This window comes from Xanthomonas cannabis (assembly GCF_040616535.1).
Taxonomy (GTDB): Bacteria; Pseudomonadota; Gammaproteobacteria; order Xanthomonadales; family Xanthomonadaceae; genus Xanthomonas; species Xanthomonas cannabis.
In genome coordinates this window covers 1,256,641-1,275,916 of sequence record NZ_CP136580.1, presented here as the reverse complement: position 1 = coordinate 1,275,916, position 19,276 = coordinate 1,256,641, and the positions used below count along the sequence as shown (strand labels likewise).

Here is a 19,276-nt window from a genome sequence, read left to right as displayed (position 1 = left end):
TCCCCTCGCGGCCAGAGCCACTACCACCACGACACTACGCGCAGTGCGTAACGACCCGGCCGGCCGCTCGTGCCGGCAATCCTGCACTGGATAGCTTGCAACGCCGCCCGAGCGCGGGCCATGCGCGCCATTGCCACTGAACGGCCTTGCCTGGAAACGTCTTTCCGAATCCAGGCAGCGGACCCTGCATGCGCCAAACGCTGGCACAGGCGAACACACCACCACACCTTCAGACTGTTCGGGCGGCACAGTGACAGGCAAAGAAAAAGCCCGGTTACCCGGGCTCGTTCCTGACACCATTCGAAAGCGCGACCTTACAGCTGCGCTTCTTCGATCTGGATCTTGTACCGCTTGCGCATTTCTTTGACATAGGCCTGGGCGGCATTGTTGCCATCGATCTGGCTCAGCTGCTCGCGCAGCATCGTCTGCTGTTCGGCCGGCATCTGCTTGAGGTCGCCCGGCGTCGCCTTGCTGATGACGAAGACCGCGAAACGACCGCCATCGAGCTCCACCTTCCCTGCCGACGACTTGCCTGCAGTCGGACGCGGGGCACTGAAGATTGCGCGGTTTGCAGCCGGCGTCGGAATCGGCGCGGTACGCGGCAATCCCGGGATCGGCTGCACCTGCAGCTTCTCGCTTGCAGCCAGTGCCTGCAGGGTCTCGCCCTTCTGCACGCGCGCCAGCAGCGCATCGGCCGCAGCAGCAGCCGCCTTTTCAGTGCGATCGGCGTGGACCGCGGCAATCACCTTGTCGCGTACCTTGTCCAACGGCAACGCCTGTTCGGCGGTGTGATTGGTCACTCGCAGCACCACGCTGTGGTTGGGCGCGATGGTGATCGGGTCGCTCACCGTGCCGTCCTGCACCAGCGTTTCGGAGAACGCCGAACGCAGCACCGCCGGGTTGGCGGCAATGCCGCTGGCCGTGGTCCGCGAGAACGGGCCCAGCGTCTGCACCGGCAGGCCGACCTGCTTGGCCGCAGGCTCCAGCGCGGTGGGGTTCTTGTAGACCTGATCCACCAGCTTGCCGCTCACGTCCGCAAATGCCTTGTCGGCGTCTGCCTTGAGCTGCTCGGCGGCCAGCTGGTCACGCACCTGCTCGAACGACTTGCCCTGGCCACCTTTGACCTCACGCAACTGGATCACGTGATAACCGAATTCGCTCTTGACCGGCCCGACCACGTCGCCCGCCTTCATCGAAAACAGTGCGTCTTCGAATGGCTTAACCATGGTGCCCTTTTCGACCCAACCCAGGTCGCCACCGGCAGCCTTGGAACCGGGGTCCTGCGAGTTGGCCTTGGCCAGTGCCGCAAAATCGGCGCCTGGATGCTTGGCTTCCGCTGCAAGCTTTGCCGCCTTCGCCTCGGCCGCCTTTTGCGCGGCAGCATCGCTGCCGGCACTGATCAGGATATGCGACGCCAGACGCTGATCCGGCTCGACGAAGCGCGCCTTCTCTTCCTCATAGCGCTTGCGCAACGTCGCCTCGTCGGCTGCCGTGGCAGGCGGCATCGTGGCGGCATTGAGCTCCACATACTCGATGGTCACCGTCTCGGGCTGACGGAAGTCTTGCGCATGCGTGTCGTACCACTGCTTGACCTGCGCATCGCTGACGGGTGCGGTATCGGCCGCCGGCGCCGGCAGCATTGCCAACTCCACATCGCGCGTCTCACCCATCAGCTTGAGCAGGCGCTCGAACTCGGCCTTGGTTGCAAACCCCGATTCGGCCACGGCCTGCGGGATCACCGACTGCTGCAGGCTGTCGCGTACCAGCGCGTCGAACTGCGCAGGCGTGCGCGGCGGCGTGCCCTGTGCCAGCGCGGCGCGGTACTGGTCAGGGCTGAACTTGCCGTCGACCTGGAACGCCTGGATGTTGGTGATGTAGTCGCGCACCGTCGCATCGCCGATCACGATGCCGGCATCTTCCGCGCCCAGACGCACCACTTGTTCGTCGACCAATTGGTCGAGCACCTGCAGCTTGTTCTCGCGGGATTCGAACGTGCGCGGGTCGAAATTCTCGCCCTGGCGCTGACGTTCCTGCATGCGCGCCTGCTCGAAGCGTGCACGGAAATCCTGCGTGCTGATTTCATGGTGCTGCCACAGCAGCGAGACCGGCCACCATGACGGTGCCGATTTCCACCACGTCGGTGGCGCCTGCACCTTGGCCACGTTGTTGGCGCCAATGCCGCCCAGGTAGCTGTTGTCGATGACGAACAGGAACGGAATCATCAGCAACCCCAGGATGGCGGTAGCGATCCAGCCTGACGTCTTGTCGCGAAGTTTCTGCAGCATTGGCAAATCACGGCCTGTGGGCGAGCCGCGCAGTGTAACCCGCCTGACGCCAAGCACCCAGCCCGACGCCCGACGCCCGCTGCCGCAGCGCGGCGATGCATAAAGGCGATGCATAAACTGGATCCCGGCGCAAAAGCCGTGGCGCCCTGGACGTGGTGGAGAGAAGGACAGACATGGCACCCACTCCGCCATGCCCAGGCCATCTGTCTGCAGCGCTGCAACCGCCAAACCCACCGCACGACAAACGCCAAAAAAAAGCCCCCGGCACAAGGCCGAGGGCTCGGGTACAACTGGCGGAGCGGACGGGACTCGAACCCGCGACCTCCGGCGTGACAGGCCAGCATTCTAACCAGCTGAACTACCGCTCCGCTTTAAACTTGGACATCTTCCCCACCGCATTCGCAGCGCGAATGTTGTGGAGAAAACGAAGCCCCCAATTGCTCAGGGGCTTCGGTGTAACTGGCGGAGCGGACGGGACTCGAACCCGCGACCTCCGGCGTGACAGGCCAGCATTCTAACCAGCTGAACTACCGCTCCGCGCTTGAAACTTTGCCTGGTGCTTAGTGGTGGGTGCTGAGGGTTTCGAACCCCCGACCCTCTCCGTGTAAGGGAGACGCTCTACCGCTGAGCTAAGCACCCTAGCGAGTCGATTAGTTTACTGCATCCTTCAGGGCTTTGCCAGCCTTGAATGCAGGATTCTTCGAAGCGGCGATCTTGATGCTGTCGCCCGTCTTCGGATTGCGGCCGGTACGCTCAGCGCGCTCGCGGACCTGGAAGGTGCCGAAGCCAACGAGGGTGACGGCGTCGCCCTTCTTCAGCGCCTTGGTGATTTCGCTCACAACCGCGTCGACAGCACGGCCAGCTTCAGCCTTGGAGATGTCAGCGGCAGCGGCAACGCCATCGATCAATTCGGTTTTATTCATTCTTGAAACTCCCTTTGCGGCAGATGCCGCGGAATCGACAATCGGCGCTCTTGCCGTTAGCGAAGAACCCGACACAAGTGGTATCGCGTGACGCATCACATTTTGCCGCGCCCACGAGTCGTGCATTTATACCAGCGCCCCCAACAGCACGCAAGCCAAAACCCAATAACGACGCGGGTTTTGGCTTGTTTCGGGATGTCCTAGACAGCGCGCGTTAGTGCTTGACGCGCGTGCCGGGAGTGGTGCGCGACTTACCGCGGACGGCAACGCGCGATGCGGTCTTGCGCGCCTTTTCCTTGCCGGCCTTCTTCGGTGCCAGCGGGCGCTCCAACGCCAGGTCCAGCACTTCGTCGATCCACTTCACCGGCACGATTTTGAGATCGCGGGTGACGTTGGCCGGGATGTCGGCAAGATCCTTGCGGTTCTCGTCCGGGATCAACACCGTGCGGATACCGCCGCGCAATGCCGCCAGCAACTTCTCCTTCAACCCGCCGATCGCCGAGACGCGGCCACGCAGGGTGATCTCGCCGGTCATCGCCACATCGGCACGGATCGGCACCTTGGTCAGGATCGACACCAGCGAAGTCACCATCGCAATGCCCGCGCTCGGGCCATCCTTGGGGGTGGCACCGTCGGGCACGTGCACGTGCACGTCCTGCTTCTGCAGGAAATCCACGTCGATGCCCAGCCGCTCGGCGCGCGAACGTACCACCGACAACGCAGCCGATGCCGATTCCTTCATGACGTTGCCAAGCTGACCGGTGAGGATCAGGTTGCCCTTGCCCGGCACCAGCGTGGATTCGACCTGCAGCAACTCGCCGCCGACTTCGGTCCATGCCAGACCGGTCACCAGGCCGATCTCGTTTTCTTCTTCGGCGCGACCGAAGTCGAAACGGCGCACACCCAGATACTTGTCGAGATTCTTCGAACTAACCGTTACCAGCGCCTTTGGCTTGCCCTTCTTGGCCACGGCTTTCTTGCCCGCCGGCTGCGGGCCGGCCAGCGCGATTTCCTTGACCACCTTGCGGCAGATCTTGGCGATTTCCCGCTCAAGGTTACGCACGCCCGACTCACGCGTGTAATAGCGCACGACATCCTGGATCGCATCGCCACCGATCTCGATCTCTTCCGGCTTCAAACCGTTGGCCTTGATCTGCTTGGGCACCAGATACCGCATGGCGATATTGAGCTTTTCATCCTCGGTGTAGCCGGGGATGCGGATCACTTCCATGCGGTCCAGCAACGGACCCGGGATATTCAGCGAGTTGGAGGTGGCGACGAACATCACCTCCGACAGATCCAGATCCACTTCCAGATAATGGTCGTTGAAGGAGTTGTTCTGCTCCGGATCCAGCACTTCCAGCAATGCCGACGACGGATCGCCACGGAAGTCCATCGACATCTTGTCGATCTCGTCCAGCAGGAACAGCGGGTTCTTGCTGCCGACCTTGTTGAGGTTCTGCACCAGGCGGCCCGGCATCGAGCCGACGTAGGTCCGGCGATGGCCGCGGATCTCGGCCTCGTCGCGGATGCCGCCCAGGCTCATGCGCACGAACTTGCGGTTGGTCGCCTTGGCGATCGATTGGCCGAGCGAGGTCTTGCCCACGCCCGGCGGACCGACCAGGCACAAGATCGGCCCCTTCATCTGCTTCACGCGCGACTGCACAGCCAGGTATTCAAGGATGCGCTCCTTGACCTTGTCCAGGCCGTAATGGTCGGCGTCCAGCGTGTCTTCGGCGACCTTGAGGTCCTTGCGCACTTTAGTACGCTTCTTCCACGGCACGCCCAGCAGCCAGTCCAGGTAGTTGCGCACCACGGCCGCTTCGGCGGACATGGGCGACATCTGCTTGAGCTTGTTGAGCTCGGCCTTGGCCTTGGTCTCGACCGGCTTGGGCATGCCTGCCTCGGCGATCTTGCGGGCAAGCTCTTCCAGCTCACCCGGCGCGTCGTCTAGGTCGCCCAGTTCCTTCTGGATCGCCTTCATCTGCTCATTGAGGTAGTACTCGCGCTGGCTCTTTTCCATCTGCGACTTGACGCGGCCGCGGATGCGCTTTTCCAGCTGCTGCACGTCGATTTCGCCGTCCACCAGGCCAACCAGCAGCTCCAGGCGCTCACCGATATCGGTGATCTCCAGCAGGCGCTGCTTGTCGGCCAGGCGCACGCCGATATGCGCGGCGATGGTGTCGGCCAGGCGCCCCGGCTCGTCGATGCCGGCCAGGGTCTGCAGCAGTTCCGGCGGCAGCTTGCGGTTGGTCTTGACGTACTGTTCGAACAGCGACATCAGCGAGCGCGCAATCGCTTCCACCTCGCGCGGCTCACGGGCATCGCTGGCTTCGACCTCGGTGCCTTGGCCCTGCAGTGCGCCGTCCTGCTCGACGACCTTGTCGACAGTGACGCGCGACAGGCCTTCGACCAGCACCTTGATGGTGCCGTCGGGCAATTTGAGCAGCTGCAACACCTGCGCCAGGGTACCGACGGTATACAGATCGCCGGCCGCCGGGTCGTCGGTTTCGGCCGACTTCTGCGCTACCAGCAGGATGCGCTTGTCCGCTTCCATGGCTTTTTCCAGCGCGCGCATCGACTTGTCACGGCCGACGAACAGCGGGATCACCATGTGCGGAAACACCACCACGTCGCGCAGCGGCAACACCGGCAGATCGAGAACTTCTGATTGGGACTGGGCCATGGGGCGCTCCGCAGGAATGGGGGTTTAGAGGCACAAAAAAGCCGATGGCCCCGTTATGGGGCCATCGGCGAGGTGTTGCAAGTAGCGCTCGGAAAGCCTTTAGCCGCGAGCGGGGCCAGGCCCGGGCAACGCGGCCGCAGGGCTTAGTCGCCGGATGCGGCCTTGGCCGGGGCCGGTTGCGCCTGGTAGATCAGATACGGCTCGGATTTGTGCTCGATCACCGACTCGTCCACCACCACCTTGCTGACGTTTTCCTGCGAGGGCAGCTCGTACATCGTGTCCAGCAGGACCGATTCGACGATGGTGCGCAGGCCACGGGCACCGGTCTTGCGCTTGAGCGCCTTCTTGGCGATCGCGGACAAGGCATCCGGGCGGAACTCCAGTTCCACGCCTTCCATGTCGAACAGCTTCTTGAACTGCTTGGTGATGGCGTTCTTCGGCTCGGTCAGGATCTTGATCAGCGCCGGCTCGTCCAGCTCCTCCAGCGTGGCAACCACCGGCAGGCGGCCGACGAATTCGGGGATCAGACCGAACTTGATCAGATCTTCCGGCTCGACCTCGGCCAGGATCTTGCCGACTTCCTGCTTGCGCTCACTGCTCTTGACCTTGGCACCGAAGCCGATGCCGCCGGCGTCGTTGGAACGCTGCTGAATCACTTTGTCCAGGCCAGCGAACGCGCCGCCGCAAATGAACAGGATGTTCTTGGTGTCGACCTGCAGGAATTCCTGCTGCGGATGCTTGCGTCCACCCTGCGGCGGCACCGAGGCAACCGTGCCTTCGATCAGCTTCAGCAGCGCCTGCTGCACGCCTTCGCCGGACACGTCACGGGTGATCGACGGGTTCTCGCTCTTACGCGAGATCTTGTCGATTTCGTCGATATAGACGATGCCCTGCTGCGCCTTCTCGACGTCGTAGTCGCACTTCTGCAGCAGCTTCTGGATGATGTTTTCCACGTCCTCGCCGACATAGCCGGCCTCGGTCAGCGTGGTGGCATCGGCGATCGTGAACGGCACATTGAGCAGGCGTGCCAGCGTCTCGGCCAGCAGCGTCTTGCCCGACCCGGTCGGACCGACCAGCAGGATGTTGGACTTCGCCAGCTCGACGTCGTCGTTCTTGCTGCGGCTCTCGATGCGCTTGTAATGGTTGTACACCGCCACTGCGAGCGTGCGCTTGGCGCGCAACTGCCCGATCACGTATTGATCGAGAACCTCGAGAATCTCGCGCGGCTTGGGCAGGCTGGAACGTGCCGACTGCGCCTTCTCTTCGAGTTCCTCGCGGATGATGTCGTTGCACAGCTCAACGCACTCATCGCAGATGAACACGCTGGGACCGGCAATCAGCTTACGGACTTCATGCTGACTCTTACCGCAGAACGAGCAGTAGAGAATCTTGTTGCTGTCGCCGGAACGACCTTGGCGGTCTTCGCTCATGCTTCTGTTACCCAGTTACCCCACCCGATGTACGGGGGTTCGATTTCGAGAATAGCACAGGGTCGGGAGGACATTCGCCCCACCCGACCCTGCCGGTTTTTCCTGCAATTTCAGCGACCTGGCGATCAAGACGGCTGGATCGACTCTTCCGGACGACGCTCGAGCACCTGATCGACCAGACCATAGGCCTGCGCATCGACCGCACTCTTGAAGTTGTCGCGCTCGGTGTCGCGCGCGATGGTTTCCAGCGACTGGCCGGTGTGCTTGGCCAGGATCTCGTTCAGGCGCGAACGCAGGGTCAGGATTTCACGGGCGTGGATGTCGATATCGGTCGCCTGGCCCTGGAAACCACCTAGCGGCTGATGGATCATCACGCGCGAATTCGGCAGCGCGTAACGCTTGCCCGCGGCACCCGATGCCAGCAGCAGCGCGCCCATCGAGGCCGCCTGACCGACGCAGATGGTGCTCACGTCCGGCTTGATGTACTGCATGGTGTCGTAGATCGCCATGCCGGCAGTGACCACGCCGCCGGGCGAATTGATGTAGATGCTGATGTCCTTTTCCGGGTTGTCCGCTTCCAGGAACAGCAGCTGGGCCACGATGACGTTGGCCATATGGTCGTCGATGGGACCGACCAGGAAGATCAGACGCTCCTTCAGCAGACGCGAGTAGATGTCGTACGCACGCTCGCCACGGCTGGTCTGCTCGACCACCATGGGCACCAGGTTCAGGGCTTTGGTCACAATGCTCATCGGTCTTCCTGTTGTGGCAGCGGCCTGTGCCGACGCCCGTGTTCGATATCCGCACCCTGACGACGGCAGGGCGCGGTTCTCTTGCTACCGCCTCAGACCCGAATGGCGTCCTGGAACGACAGCGGCTGCTCGGTGTGCTGGGCGCGCTCGGCGATCCAGTCGATCACCTGCTCTTCCATCACACGGCTCTGCAGCCCACCCATCAGTTGGGGGTCGTTGCGGTACATCTCAATGACCTGTTCCGGCTCTTCGTAGGTCGAGGCGATCAGACGCAGCGTTTCGCTGACGCGCTTGGATTCCAGACGCAGTTCATTGCGACGGGCCACCTCGCCCACCAGCAGACCGACCAGCACGCGCTTGGCGGCCGCGTCCATGAAGCCCTGATGCGCGTCGTCCGGCACCTGGCCCGGATCGCGGCCGCTGCGGCGGACCTGCTCAACCTGCTGGGCCAGCATCGAACGCGCTTCGTTCTCGACCAGACGCGGCGGCATTTCGACGTGCGCATAGGCGGCAATCAGCTGCTCGCCCACTTCGCGACGCAGGCGATTCATCAGCGCGCCCTTGAGCTCGCGCTCCAGGTTGGTGCGGATGTCGGCGCGGAACTGCTCGGCATCGCCACTCTTCACGCCGAAGCTCTTGATGAACTCCTTGTCCACTACCGGCAGCACCGGCTCGGACACCTCGACCGCCTTGACGTGCACCTGTACGGTCTTGCCGGCCAGCTGCGGCACGCGCCACTCGGCGGGGAAATCGATGGTCAGGGTCTTGTCTTCACCCTTGGTCAGGCCTTCCAGGCCCTTTTCGATCTGGTCGAACATCACGCCCGAGCCCAGCACGCTGCTGCCGGTCTCCACGCCTTCGGCGGGCAGACGCTCGTCGCCGGCCTGCGACCAGGTCTCCAGCGCCACCAGGTCGCCGACCTGCGCGCCGCGCTCGACCGGGTTCCAGGTGCGGCGCTGCAGGCGCAGGTTTTCGATCATCTGGTCGATGTCGGCATCGGTCACTTCGGCGGTATGACGCACCACCGACAGCTGGCTCACGTCGATGTCGCCGAAATCCGGCACCACTTCGAAGGTGGCGACGAAATCGAAGTCGCTCTCGCCCTGGTCGATCCGCGGGTTGCCGGCCAGGCGCAGCGAGTGCTCGCGCACCGCCGAATCGAAGGTCTCCCGCAGCAGGCCTTCCATCGCTTCGGCACGCACCTGCTGACCGAAGCGCTGCTCGATGACCTTGGTCGGCACCTTGCCGGGACGGAAGCCCTTGATGCGGGTGGTCCGCGCAAGTTCGCGCAGGCGGCCACCGACATGCGTCTCCAGGCGCTCCTGCGGCAGGGTGAAGGTCAGGCGGCGTTCCAGATTGCCGGTGGATTCGATCGATGCTTGCATGTTGACTCCTGCCACCGACAGCGCACGGCGTCGGCACGAGATGGAAGATGCGGGTTGACGGATGGCGAGAAAGCCGCCGAGCCTTGTAGTTTCGCCGATAACGGCGGCCGCTGCCAGCGGGATGCGTGCAATGGCACGCCTGGCGAGAAAAACCTGTGGTCTACATGGGCGGCGGCGGCCGGAACACTCACGGCCGCGCTGCACTGGTGCGAAAGGGGGGACTCGAACCCCCACGCCTTGCGGCGTCAGAACCTAAATCTGGTGCGTCTACCAATTCCGCCACTTTCGCAATGCTGTACGCGCCCGCCATTGTTGCAGGGATGCTGGCAAAGAAAAAGCGCTGCTGCCTGTCCAGGGCGGTCTGGCGCCATTTCTGACCTTACCTGGCGGCCGTTGGCTCCCTCTTCGCAGCGCTCCCGACATCTACCAGTACGCTAGAGTCCGGTGAATGGTTCAGCGTGGCGCCCTGCTGCAGGATGAAGCAATGCCGTGTTCTTGCGCACGGCGACGGCAATGTTTGCGAAAATTCCGTTAATCAGCCGAGAGAGACAACCGCCGCGATGAGAGATCGGTATCGGCAGATCGTGGCACTGTCGCGAGACTGCATCAAAGAGATCGACCTCGACGGGCGGATCACGGCAGTCAACGTCAACGGCTTGACCGTCCTTGGCGCCAGCCACCAGGACCAGTTGCTCTCCCGCCCATGGCGCGAGTTATGGCCGGCGGAGTCCGTGCACCTGGTGGATGCGGCAATGGCAGCATCGATCGACGGCGCGGTGCACGAGTTCGAGGCGACCTGCGTCAATTTCGTTGGCGTCCGGCAGACCTGGCAGGTGGTCACCAGCCCGTTGTTCGATGAGTTCGGCGACGTCGAAGCCATCCTGGCGGTCAGCAAGAACATCTCTGACCGCCGGGCACTGGAGGCGGCCTTCCACACGCTGGACCGCACCCTGAAGGCAGAGCGTGAATTCTCCACCGGCGCGCTGATGCTGGCACGCACGCGCGAGCATTCGCTGTCGACCGAGCTGCATACCTTGCGCGACCTGCACGAGCGCACCGAAGGCGACCTGGATATCGCGCGTGCCGCGCAGGGCGCTGCGGAGAAGATTTCCGAGCAGGCGCAGAAAGGCGAGGCAGTTGGTCAATTGCTTGCCGGCGTGGTGCACGACTTGAACAACGTGCTGCAGGCCGCCACGTCGGCGATCGATCTGGTGGTGCAACGCGGGCAGATCGATGCACAGGATGCCAAGCTGCTCGCCGTCGCCGATGCGGCGCTTCAACACGGCTCGGTCATGGCGCAGCGCCTGGTCGGGTTTTCGCGCCAATATCCGTACAGCCCCGAAGTGGTCGACCTGGCCGCCCTGGCCGAACAGCTCAACCCGCTGCTGGAGCAGGTGATCGGCGCGGACCTGCAGCTGCAATTGCACAGCGATGCGGGCGGATGCTGCGCGATGGTCGACCGACACACGGTGGAACGCGCGATCTTGAACCTGGTCATCAATGCGCGCGATGCCTGCGACAGCGGCGGCATCATCCGTGTCGAGACGGGCTACGCACGCGTGACCGAGGCCGACGCAAGCCTGACCAAACCCGCCGGGGCCTACGTCACCATCGCCGTCGCCGATAATGGCCATGGGATGGATCAACAGGTGCAGTCACGGCTGTTCGAAGCCTACTTCACCACCAAGGGTGCAGACCGCGGCGCCGGCCTGGGCCTGGCGCAGGTCTACAGCGCCGTGCGGCAGGCAGGCGGTTTTGTCGAAGTCATTTCGGCGCCGGGTGAAGGCGCGCGCTTCCTGCTTGCGTTTCCACGCGTGGATCAGGCTTAGCATCTGATCGGCGGGTGCGGGAGCCGACGCACTGCATTCCCGCTGCAAGCAAGTGAGATACCGGTGAATACCGTTGCGCACCGCATCACCGATGCCACAGGCCGATTACTGCCGCCCGTCGGCACTACCTCGGCCATGTCGGCACCATGCGGATGTACTTCAAGAAGTCGGCGGGACGTCTGCAACGATGACATGCGCTCGCGCTGAGAGTCATCCAGCCACTTTGTGACGGATGCAGCCTTGCCAGTCACTTGCCGCGCAGCCTGGATGGCGATCGAACCGTCTGGTGACGCCGACTCGTCCCGACTGGCCCTTGCACCCGGAAAGCGGCTGCCGCTGGCGCACTGATGCAGGCCTGCATCCAGGCAGCCGCGCCCAACATCAGATGAATCGATAGAGGCAAAGGGGTGCGTGACACCTCGCGCATTCGCGCCGGGAGTGCGCGCTTCGTTGTTGCCGAATGCGGCCCTGATCCACAGGCCCATAGTCTGGCCTCCTGAACAGTCAGGGCCTCGCCAGCACCCATCCATTAGCTGTCGCAACGCCGTCACTGCCGATCAGGGCACCGCGTTTGCCTCGATCCACACGCCCCGCGGACAAAGCGCTGATCGCATGCGATCCATGCCACCACTGTCGGCAGCTAACACCTTGAAGCGTCCCACCACTCCCCCACGCAGCCGCATTCACCTGCGGTCGCACATCAGGACATCCGCCATGGGAAACAAACGAAATCGCAATGCATCACGTCTGTTCACCGCCATTGGAACTGCGCTGGCCTTCCTGCCCGTGATCGCGATGGCATCGCCTGCGCGTGGCACCCTGCTCAACAGCAACTTCCTCACCAGCTATACCCGCACCGCGCTTGCTGCATTGCTGCCCAACGACAAGGCCAGCGACCTGCCCAAATGCGATGTCAGGGTGGCCGAGTTCACCTATGCAACGGTCGGCGTGAAGGGTGAACCGACCACGGCGTCTGGCGTATTGCTCGTGCCAGGTGGTGCCAGTTGCACAGGCCCCTATCCGTTGCTGAGCTGGGACCCAGGCACCGAACCGCAACGTGCCGCAGAGCAGGCCAAGGAGATTCGTGACGCAAAGGGCGATGACCCGCTCGTGACCCGACTGGCCGGCCAGGGATACGTGGTGGTCAGCACCGATTATCTGGGCCTGGGCAAGTCCACCTATCCATTCCACCCCTACCTGCACGCGGACAGCGAAGCCAGCGCGACCATCGATGCGATGCGCGCCGCCCGCCAGGTCCTGGCACGGCTGAACACCCCGCTGTCGGGCAAGGTGATGCTGTCGGGCTACTCGCAAGGTGGTCACGCCGCCATGGCAACCCAGCGCGAAATCGAGGCGCACTATCCCAACGAATTCAAGCTGGCCGCCAGCGCGCCGATTTCCGGCCCGTATGCATTGAGCCAGACCTTCCTGGACAGCTGGAGCGGACGCAATGCCGTTGGCGAAAGCACCTTCGGCCTGGTGCTGGTGACCTACGCCCTGGTCGGCATGCAGCACGCCTACCAGAATGTCTACCTCTCGCCGTCACAGGTGTTCCAGGACCCGTGGGCGGGAAAAGTCGAAGGCCTTTTCCCGGGCAAGAACGATCTGATCGATCTGGCCGTCGGCGGACTGTTGCCGACGATCGACAAGGTCGGCAGCTATTTCCAGCCGAGCTTCTACAAGGACTTCCTGCGTAACCCCAACAACCGGTTCCGCCAGGACCTGGTGCGCAACGATCTGCTGGACTGGACGCCACGGACGCGCACATTGCTCTGCGGCTCCTCCAATGACGCCACCGTGCCACTGAAGAACGCGAGCACCGCCATCGACGCCTTCAAGCGCCGCGGCAGCACGCAGGTCTCGGTGGTGGATGTGGGCAGCGGCGATCCCGCCGACAACGATGCCCTGGCACATCTGGCCAGCAAGGAAAGCTGCATGATCGCCGTGCGCCAGCAGTTGCTGGACAAGCAACGCTGAGCGCAGGCGCTTGCGCACAGCGGCCCGGGACGCACGCAATACCAGGACGGCGCGCCGCGCATTGCCGCCGCCTGCACAGCGACGATGCCGTTGCCAGGATGAAAAGCCGGGCGCCACTGATTCTGGCGCCCGACGCGCCGGCGGTCGTTGCACACAGCAAGACGCGCCGGATGCCACGCAGGCCAGGATTGCCTGCGTCTGCGCAGGCATCCGCGTAAAGAAAAACAGCCACTCAACTTGCGCTGAGTGGCTGCCTGTCTGGTGGGCCGTCAAGGATTCGAACCTTGGACCTATTGATTAAGAGTCAACTGCTCTACCAACTGAGCTAACGGCCCTGAAACTGGTCGCACATTGTATGTGCGTTTTTGCTTCGTTGCAACACCCCGCGACGCATCGGGTCAAACTTTCCTGCACTTGCCTGTCATTCAGTGGGGTGGCTGAGGGGACTCGAACCCCCGACATCTGGAATCACAATCCAGTACTCTAACCAGCTGAGCTACAGCCACCACTGAAAACCTGCTTCCTACCGTACCGCCGATGGCGCGCCCGACAGGACTCGAACCTGTAACCGCCGGCTTAGAAGGCCGGTGCTCTATCCGGTTGAGCTACGGGCGCCCGGACCGAACTTCGCATTCCCACGCCGTCAGGAGCTCGGAATGGTCGGGGTAGAGGGATTCGAACCCCCGACATCCTGCTCCCAAAGCAGGCGCGCTACCAGACTGCGCTATACCCCGGCGGGACCTTTCAATCCCGAAGGCTGGAAAGGTCGGCTATTTTGGGAACGATTGGCCTCGCTGTCAATCACCCTGTGTAAATTGGGCGATCCGGTATCCTCGCAACAACGCTCGCCAACTCGACGAGCCCCTACTTTCATGGAGAACACGCATGCGTAGCGGTAACCCGGCCCTCCGGGAATCCACGTTCCTCGACCTCGGCTCCGGCTCGGTGGTCACCCGCGATGGTCAGGCGATGACACTCAACGGCACGGTCAACAAGACCGGCCTGCTGTTGCTGATGGCAGTCCTCACCGCCGCGTTCGCATGGTCGCAATCGCTTGGCGCCGACGGCGTCCCGCTGCCGGCCGCGCGCATCTACATGATTGCCGGTGCGATCGGCGGACTGGTGTTCGCGCTGGCGACCAGCTTCAAGCCGACCTGGGCGCCGATCACCGCGCCGCTGTACGCACTGGTGGAAGGTTTCTTCCTGGGGTCGATATCGGCCGTGTACGAAGCACGCTTCAACGGCATCGTATTCCAGGCGGTCCTGCTGACCTTCGGCACCATGTTCGCGCTGCTGTTCGCGTACCGCAGCGGCATGATCAAGGCAACCGAGAACTTCAAGCTGGGCGTGGTGGCGGCGACCGGCGGCATTGCGCTGGTGTATCTGGCGACGATTGTCCTGGGCTTTTTCGGCGTGCGGATTCCCTTCATCCATGACTCGGGCCTGGTCGGCATCGGCTTCAGCCTGTTCGTGGTGGTAGTGGCGGCACTGAACCTGGTGCTGGATTTCGACTTCATCGAAAGCGGTGTCGAGCAGGGCGCACCCAAGCACATGGAGTGGTACGGCGCGTTCGGCCTGATGGTCACGCTGGTGTGGCTGTACATCGAGTTCCTGCGCTTGCTGTCGAAGCTGCAGTCGCGGAACTAAGCCGGGAATCGGGATTGGGGAATCGCAAGAGCGTTTCCCTGCGATCGATGACATGGAGTGGCTTCAGACATTTCCAAGCAAAAGAAAGGGCGCCGTGGGCGCCCTTTCTTTTTGTGCGGCGTTGCCAGTGCGCTCAGAGGCGGCTGGCGATGGCCTTGGCAAAGCCCATGGTGTTGCCGGTGCCGCCCAGGTCGGGGGTCAGCGAGTCCTTGGCTTCCAGGGTGGCCACGATGGCTTCGCGCAGGCGCTCGGCGTTCTGCGGCTGACCGATGTGGTCCAGCATCTGCGCGGCACCCAGCAGCAACGCGCACGGGTTGGCCTTGCCCTGCCCTGCAATATCCGGCGCCGAGCCGTGCACGGCTTCGAAAATCGCCGCGTCCAGACCGATGTTGGCGCCCGGGGCCAGACCCAGGCCGCCGACCAGACCGGCACACAGGTCGGAGATGATGTCGCCGAACAGGTTGGTGGTCACGATGATGTCGAACTGCTCCGGACGCATCACCAGCTGCATGCAGGTGTTGTCGACGATCATTTCCTGGAATTCGATTTCCGGGTACTGCGCTGCCACGTCACGTGCCACCTTCAGGAACAGGCCCGAGGTCGACTTGATGATGTTGGCCTTGTGCACCGCGGTGACCTTCTTGCGGCCGGTGGCGCGCGCCAGGTCGAAGGCGTAGCGCACGATGCGCTCGGAGCCCTTGCGAGTGATCCGGGTGCCGGAGAACGCGGTCTCGCCATCCTCGGACACGGTCTGGCCTTCGCTCAGGTAAGCGCCTTCGGTGTTCTCGCGGACGGTGATCAGGTCCACGCCATCGGCGAAACGCGACTTGGTGTTCGGGAACGACTTGGCAGGACGCACGTTGGCGTACAGGTCGAACTTGCGACGCATGGCGACGTTGATCGAGCTGAAACCTTCGCCGACCGGCGTGGTCAGCGGGCTTTTCAGCGCCACCTTGTTCTTGGTGATCGACGCCAGGGTGGACTCGGGCAGCAGATCGCCGTGCTTTTCCAGCGCGACCAGGCCAGCGTCGGCGTACTCGTAGGTCAGGCCAGCTTGCAGCGCATCGAGCACGAACAGCGTGGCATCCATGATCTCCGGGCCAATACCGTCGCCGCGGATGACCGTGATTGTCTGCGTCATATCGTTGGGTTTCCGAACTTGAAGGGGGGAGCGCCAGCCGTCGAACCCGGCAGATCGGCGCAAGGAGGTTTCACGGGCAATTATGCCCGATGCCGGTGAAGGCGCCCAAACCGACCTTGGTCTAAGAGCGGCAGGCACGGCGCAGGCAGGGCGCGGCAGTCGCTGCGCGGCCGACGGATGCGGACGCCTCCGACCCTTGCCAGGCCAGGCTGCCTGGCGGGCGCATGCGCGACGACGCAAACCACAGGTGCCGGCCGCTGTGCGAAGACTGTCGCCTACCGAGACCCCGACATCAACGCGTCAACCTGCCGCCAAACCCCTGCCCGCCCCGAGCACCCGACCACCCTGCGCGGTACTTCGACAGCACAGCGGACCCCAACCAATGCGTACGCCGCCGCGGGCACGCTGGCCACGCATGCTGTCGACGTGGGGCGGCCGAGCACCCAAACGCAACGCGCCGCCCTGACAGCGGCGCGCGACGTACCTTTGACGAATTCCCAATTCCCGGTCTTCAGTCGCCAATCCCGAGCGGCATGCAGCCGCCCGGCTCGGCCCCTCACTCGTGGGCGTGCTGCACCGGCGCCTGCGCGCCGCCTTCGAGCTGGTCGAGGAAATCCACTGCGCGGCGCAGATGCGGGATCACGATGGAGCCGCCGACCACCAGCCCGACCGAGAAGGTTTCGAAGAACTCTTCGCGACTCACGCCAGCCTCTTTGCACTGTGCGACGTGGTAGCTGATGCAGTCGTCACAGCGCAGCACCATCGAGGCCACCAGCCCGAGCAGCTCCTTGGTTTTCACGTCCAGCGCACCGGCCTGGTAGGTCTGGGTATCCAGCGCAAAGAAACGCCGCACCACCTGGTTGGGCTCGGCCAGGATGCGCTGATTCATGCGTTGGCGGAATTCGGTGAACTCGCGCAGGCGGTCGGCGCTGCCGTCGTCGGAACCACTCATGCCTGCCCGCCCGTGCTGCCGGCCAGCAGCGGCTCGAGCTTGCCGGCGCGATGCAGGGCCATCATGTCGTCGTAGCCGCCCACATGGACGTCGCCGACGAAGATCTGCGGCACGCTGGTGCGCTTGGCCAGGGCGACCATCTTGTTGCGCTCGGCCGGGTCCAGGTCGATGCGCACCTCGGTCCAGGTCTGCCCCTTGCTCTTGAGGAAGTTCTTGGCGGCCACGCAATACGGGCAGATGGCGGTGGAATACAGGGTGATATGTGGTCCGCCGGCGGCGTCCTGCACGGTATGGTCTTGGCTCACGGGAAACTCCGTGGTTGGTCTGAGGTCTGACACATGGTAGCGGGCGACTGGAATTTCCATGTCGTCACCGCAACACTGTGGATTAATTGCCGATTCACGCCGCTGCGCTGCGCTGCCCGCATGCTCCGCGCATCACCTGGGAGTTCCACTTGCGCCTGCTTCCGCTCGCCACCGCCCTTACGCTGGCCGTCGCCGTGGGTATGGCACCCGCGCAGGAAAGCCGCCTGCCCGATATCGGCTCCTCGGCCGGCGAGCTGCTGACCCCGGCGCGTCAGGCCGAGTACGGCAAGATGATGCTGGCCGAGCTGCGCAATTACGACTACGTGCTGGACGACCCGCTGATCGGCGACTGGCTGCAGACCATGGGCACCCGGCTGGGCGCCAACAGCGATCAACCACAGCAGCCGTTTACGTTTTTCATGTTGCGCGACCGCCAGATCAATGCGTTCGCCACCCTGGGCGGCTATATCGCGGTCAACGCCGGGCTGGTGCTGACCGCCGAGCGCGAGGACGAGGTGGCGGCGGTGCTGTCGCACGAAATCGCCCACGTCACCCAGCAGCACGTGCTGCGCGGGGTGGAACGCGCGCAACGCGACCAGATCCCGATCCTGCTCGGCATGCTGGCCGCGGTGGTCGCTGCGCAGCAGGCCGGGGGCAACTCCAAGGGCGATGCCACCATGGCCACCATCACCAGTGCGATGGGGCTGATGCAGCAACGCCAGATCGACTACACCCGCTCCAACGAATCCGAGGCCGACCGACTGGGCATCCGCACGCTGGTGCGCAGCGGCTACGATGTGGACGCGATGGCCGGCTTCTTCGAGCGCATGTCGGTGGCGATGCGCGCCAACGAGGGCGGCTATAGCGCGCCGGACTTCCTGCAGACCCACCCGGTCACCACCACCCGCATCAGCGAGGCCAAGGCGCGTGCCGAGCAGATGAAGAAGAACACCGTGGTGCTGACCACCTCGGTGCCGGGCGGAACGCGCCAGGAACGCGTGGACCCGGCGGACCCGAGCCTGTCGGAGCCGTTGAGTCGCAACGGCAACGCACTGCTTCCCTATACGCTGCGGCTGCCGGTGGATGCACTCAGCCGCGGCGGCGACCAGCAGGGTTTCGACTGGGCCAAGGAACGCCTGCGCGTGCTCAGTGCAAGCACCCCGGACGCAGCCATTCGCGAGTACGAAAACCTGCGCCGCAGCGCCAAGCAGGGGCTGAGCGATGCGCAGCGCTACGGGCTGGCGCTGGCGCGGCTGCGCAACAGCGGCGGCCGGCCCAGCGAGCCGGTGGCCGAGCTGACCAGCCTGCTCGAGACGCACCCGGACAACCTGTGGCTGGCGCTGGGCCTGAGCGAGGCGCAGGCGCGCGTGGGGCAGCGCGAAGCGGCCAATGCGCGCTTCGATGCGCTGCTCAAGCAACTGCCGAGCAACCGGGCGGTGGCACTGACCTATGCCGGCGCGCTCAACGAGCAGGCCAGCAAGGCGTCCGGCCAGCGCGCGCGGCAGGTGCTGGAACCGTTGCTGTACCGCAGTGGCGAGGACCCCCTGCTGCAGCAGACCTATGCGCGTGCCTGCGAGCTGGCCGGCGACCATCTGCGCGCCAGCGAAGCCTATGCCGAGTCTGCTTACTTGAATGGTCGCCCGGAGCAGGCGCTGATCCAGCTGGAAGCGCTGAAGAAGAAGGACCTGGACTATGTGACACGGGCGCGCGTGGATGCCCGCATCGCCGCGATCACGCCAACGGTGCTGGAGCTGCGCCGTCAGGGCATCCGCGACCCGGACCTGTCCACGCGCTGATGTCGCCGGGGTGCGACGAGCCGGCCCGACCGCCACATCCTGCCACCGTCGACACCGGCACCGCGCTACCAGCCCAGCCCGCTTCACAGAACCGCAGTCTGGCTGCAGCCTGCGTCCGGCATGTCACATTAGAGTCACAAAACCGTAGTCTACTGGCGATCACCAAAG

Annotated in this window: 13 protein-coding genes and 8 tRNA genes; 4 read left to right on the top strand and 17 right to left on the bottom strand. The window is 64.0% G+C overall.

From position 1 onward, the window contains the following. Window positions 1-314: 314 nt before the first annotated feature. The 10 genes from RZV17_RS05465 to RZV17_RS05420 all read right to left on the bottom strand — a co-directional run bounded on the left by RZV17_RS05465 (window position 315) and on the right by RZV17_RS05420 (window position 9,750). The gene (locus RZV17_RS05465; protein WP_355607751.1) at window positions 315-2,285 is read right to left on the bottom strand and encodes a peptidyl-prolyl cis-trans isomerase; all 1,971 of its coding nucleotides are present in this window, start codon (window positions 2,283-2,285) and stop codon (window positions 315-317) included. 291 nt (window positions 2,286-2,576) lie between these two features. Further along, window positions 2,577-2,653: transfer RNA gene (locus tag RZV17_RS05460), tRNA-Asp, on the bottom strand. A 92-nt stretch (window positions 2,654-2,745) separates the two neighbouring features. Further along, window positions 2,746-2,822, bottom strand: a tRNA-Asp gene (locus RZV17_RS05455). A 27-nt stretch (window positions 2,823-2,849) separates the two neighbouring features. After that, a tRNA-Val gene (locus RZV17_RS05450) sits at window positions 2,850-2,924 on the bottom strand. An 11-nt stretch (window positions 2,925-2,935) separates the two neighbouring features. Next, window positions 2,936-3,208 carry an HU family DNA-binding protein gene (locus tag RZV17_RS05445; RefSeq protein ID WP_002806049.1) on the bottom strand — a complete coding sequence of 91 codons (273 nt, stop codon included), beginning with the start codon at window positions 3,206-3,208 and terminating at the stop codon, window positions 2,936-2,938. Window positions 3,209-3,422: 214 nt separating this feature from the next. Next, window positions 3,423-5,894 (bottom strand): endopeptidase La, encoded by a 2,472-nt coding sequence (gene lon, locus RZV17_RS05440; protein WP_104581083.1) that lies wholly within the window; start codon window positions 5,892-5,894, stop codon window positions 3,423-3,425. A gap of 143 nt (window positions 5,895-6,037) precedes the next feature. Next, a complete protein-coding gene (clpX, locus tag RZV17_RS05435) occupies window positions 6,038-7,324 on the bottom strand; it encodes an ATP-dependent Clp protease ATP-binding subunit ClpX (RefSeq protein WP_003483788.1) in 1,287 nt (428 codons plus the stop codon). A 125-nt stretch (window positions 7,325-7,449) separates the two neighbouring features. After that, entirely contained in the window at window positions 7,450-8,076 is a 627-nt protein-coding gene (clpP, locus tag RZV17_RS05430) for an ATP-dependent Clp endopeptidase proteolytic subunit ClpP (protein WP_002806026.1), read from the bottom strand. A 92-nt stretch (window positions 8,077-8,168) separates the two neighbouring features. Beyond that, window positions 8,169-9,461: a trigger factor gene (gene tig / locus RZV17_RS05425; protein WP_104581082.1), complete on the bottom strand. Its 1,293-nt coding sequence runs from the start codon at window positions 9,459-9,461 to the stop codon at window positions 8,169-8,171. Window positions 9,462-9,665: 204 nt separating this feature from the next. Continuing rightward, a tRNA-Leu gene (locus RZV17_RS05420) sits at window positions 9,666-9,750 on the bottom strand. Window positions 9,751-10,021: 271 nt separating this feature from the next. On the opposite strand from RZV17_RS05420, the gene RZV17_RS05415 reads away from it, so the two are divergent. After that, complete coding sequence (locus tag RZV17_RS05415) at window positions 10,022-11,290, top strand: nitrogen regulation protein NR(II) (RefSeq protein WP_104581081.1); 1,269 nt, start codon at window positions 10,022-10,024, stop codon at window positions 11,288-11,290. A 714-nt stretch (window positions 11,291-12,004) separates the two neighbouring features. Beyond that, a complete protein-coding gene (locus tag RZV17_RS05410) occupies window positions 12,005-13,267 on the top strand; it encodes a lipase family protein (RefSeq protein WP_355607743.1) in 1,263 nt (420 codons plus the stop codon). Window positions 13,268-13,526: 259 nt separating this feature from the next. On the opposite strand, the gene RZV17_RS05405 is transcribed toward RZV17_RS05410, so the two are convergent. The 4 genes from RZV17_RS05405 to RZV17_RS05390 form a co-directional block, all read right to left on the bottom strand. Further along, window positions 13,527-13,602, bottom strand: a tRNA-Lys gene (locus tag RZV17_RS05405). 94 nt (window positions 13,603-13,696) lie between these two features. Then, window positions 13,697-13,773 (bottom strand) — tRNA-His (locus tag RZV17_RS05400). A gap of 32 nt (window positions 13,774-13,805) precedes the next feature. Further along, window positions 13,806-13,882, bottom strand: a tRNA-Arg gene (locus tag RZV17_RS05395). Window positions 13,883-13,924: 42 nt separating this feature from the next. After that, window positions 13,925-14,001: transfer RNA gene (locus RZV17_RS05390), tRNA-Pro, on the bottom strand. 151 nt (window positions 14,002-14,152) lie between these two features. Between RZV17_RS05390 and RZV17_RS05385 the strand changes: the two genes are divergently transcribed. Beyond that, a complete protein-coding gene (locus RZV17_RS05385) occupies window positions 14,153-14,914 on the top strand; it encodes a Bax inhibitor-1/YccA family protein (protein ID WP_039403972.1) in 762 nt (253 codons plus the stop codon). A gap of 133 nt (window positions 14,915-15,047) precedes the next feature. Here RZV17_RS05385 and RZV17_RS05380 read toward each other — a convergent pair whose 3' ends face one another. From RZV17_RS05380 to grxC, 3 genes are all read right to left on the bottom strand, one after another. After that, window positions 15,048-16,055 (bottom strand): isocitrate dehydrogenase, encoded by a 1,008-nt coding sequence (locus RZV17_RS05380; protein WP_010368534.1) that lies wholly within the window; start codon window positions 16,053-16,055, stop codon window positions 15,048-15,050. 556 nt (window positions 16,056-16,611) lie between these two features. After that, window positions 16,612-17,007 carry a carboxymuconolactone decarboxylase family protein gene (locus RZV17_RS05375; protein ID WP_104581078.1) on the bottom strand — a complete coding sequence of 132 codons (396 nt, stop codon included), beginning with the start codon at window positions 17,005-17,007 and terminating at the stop codon, window positions 16,612-16,614. After that, the gene (gene grxC, locus RZV17_RS05370) at window positions 17,004-17,312 is read right to left on the bottom strand and encodes a glutaredoxin 3 (protein WP_039412239.1); all 309 of its coding nucleotides are present in this window, start codon (window positions 17,310-17,312) and stop codon (window positions 17,004-17,006) included. The genes RZV17_RS05375 and grxC overlap by 4 nt, the downstream gene beginning before the upstream one ends. Before the next feature lie 149 nt (window positions 17,313-17,461). On the opposite strand from grxC, the gene RZV17_RS05365 reads away from it, so the two are divergent. After that, window positions 17,462-19,108, top strand: coding sequence for a M48 family metalloprotease (locus RZV17_RS05365; protein ID WP_039563910.1), 1,647 nt, complete (start codon window positions 17,462-17,464; stop codon window positions 19,106-19,108). The last annotated feature ends 168 nt before the right edge of the window (window positions 19,109-19,276 follow it).

Excerpts from the sequence above, each read along its gene's own strand:
- RZV17_RS05465 (WP_355607751.1), bottom strand. The coding sequence starts at position 2,285 with ATGCTGCAGAAACTTCGCGACAAGACGTCAGGCTGGATCGCTACCGCC.
- RZV17_RS05445 (WP_002806049.1), bottom strand. The coding sequence starts at position 3,208 with ATGAATAAAACCGAATTGATCGATGGCGTTGCCGCTGCCGCTGACATC.
- lon (WP_104581083.1), bottom strand. The coding sequence starts at position 5,894 with ATGGCCCAGTCCCAATCAGAAGTTCTCGATCTGCCGGTGTTGCCGCTG.
- clpX (WP_003483788.1), bottom strand. The coding sequence starts at position 7,324 with ATGAGCGAAGACCGCCAAGGTCGTTCCGGCGACAGCAACAAGATTCTC.
- clpP (WP_002806026.1), bottom strand. The coding sequence starts at position 8,076 with ATGAGCATTGTGACCAAAGCCCTGAACCTGGTGCCCATGGTGGTCGAG.
- tig (WP_104581082.1), bottom strand. The coding sequence starts at position 9,461 with ATGCAAGCATCGATCGAATCCACCGGCAATCTGGAACGCCGCCTGACC.
- RZV17_RS05415 (WP_104581081.1), top strand. The coding sequence starts at position 10,022 with ATGAGAGATCGGTATCGGCAGATCGTGGCACTGTCGCGAGACTGCATC.
- RZV17_RS05410 (WP_355607743.1), top strand. The coding sequence starts at position 12,005 with ATGGGAAACAAACGAAATCGCAATGCATCACGTCTGTTCACCGCCATT.
- RZV17_RS05385 (WP_039403972.1), top strand. The coding sequence starts at position 14,153 with ATGCGTAGCGGTAACCCGGCCCTCCGGGAATCCACGTTCCTCGACCTC.
- RZV17_RS05380 (WP_010368534.1), bottom strand. The coding sequence starts at position 16,055 with ATGACGCAGACAATCACGGTCATCCGCGGCGACGGTATTGGCCCGGAG.
- RZV17_RS05375 (WP_104581078.1), bottom strand. The coding sequence starts at position 17,007 with ATGAGTGGTTCCGACGACGGCAGCGCCGACCGCCTGCGCGAGTTCACC.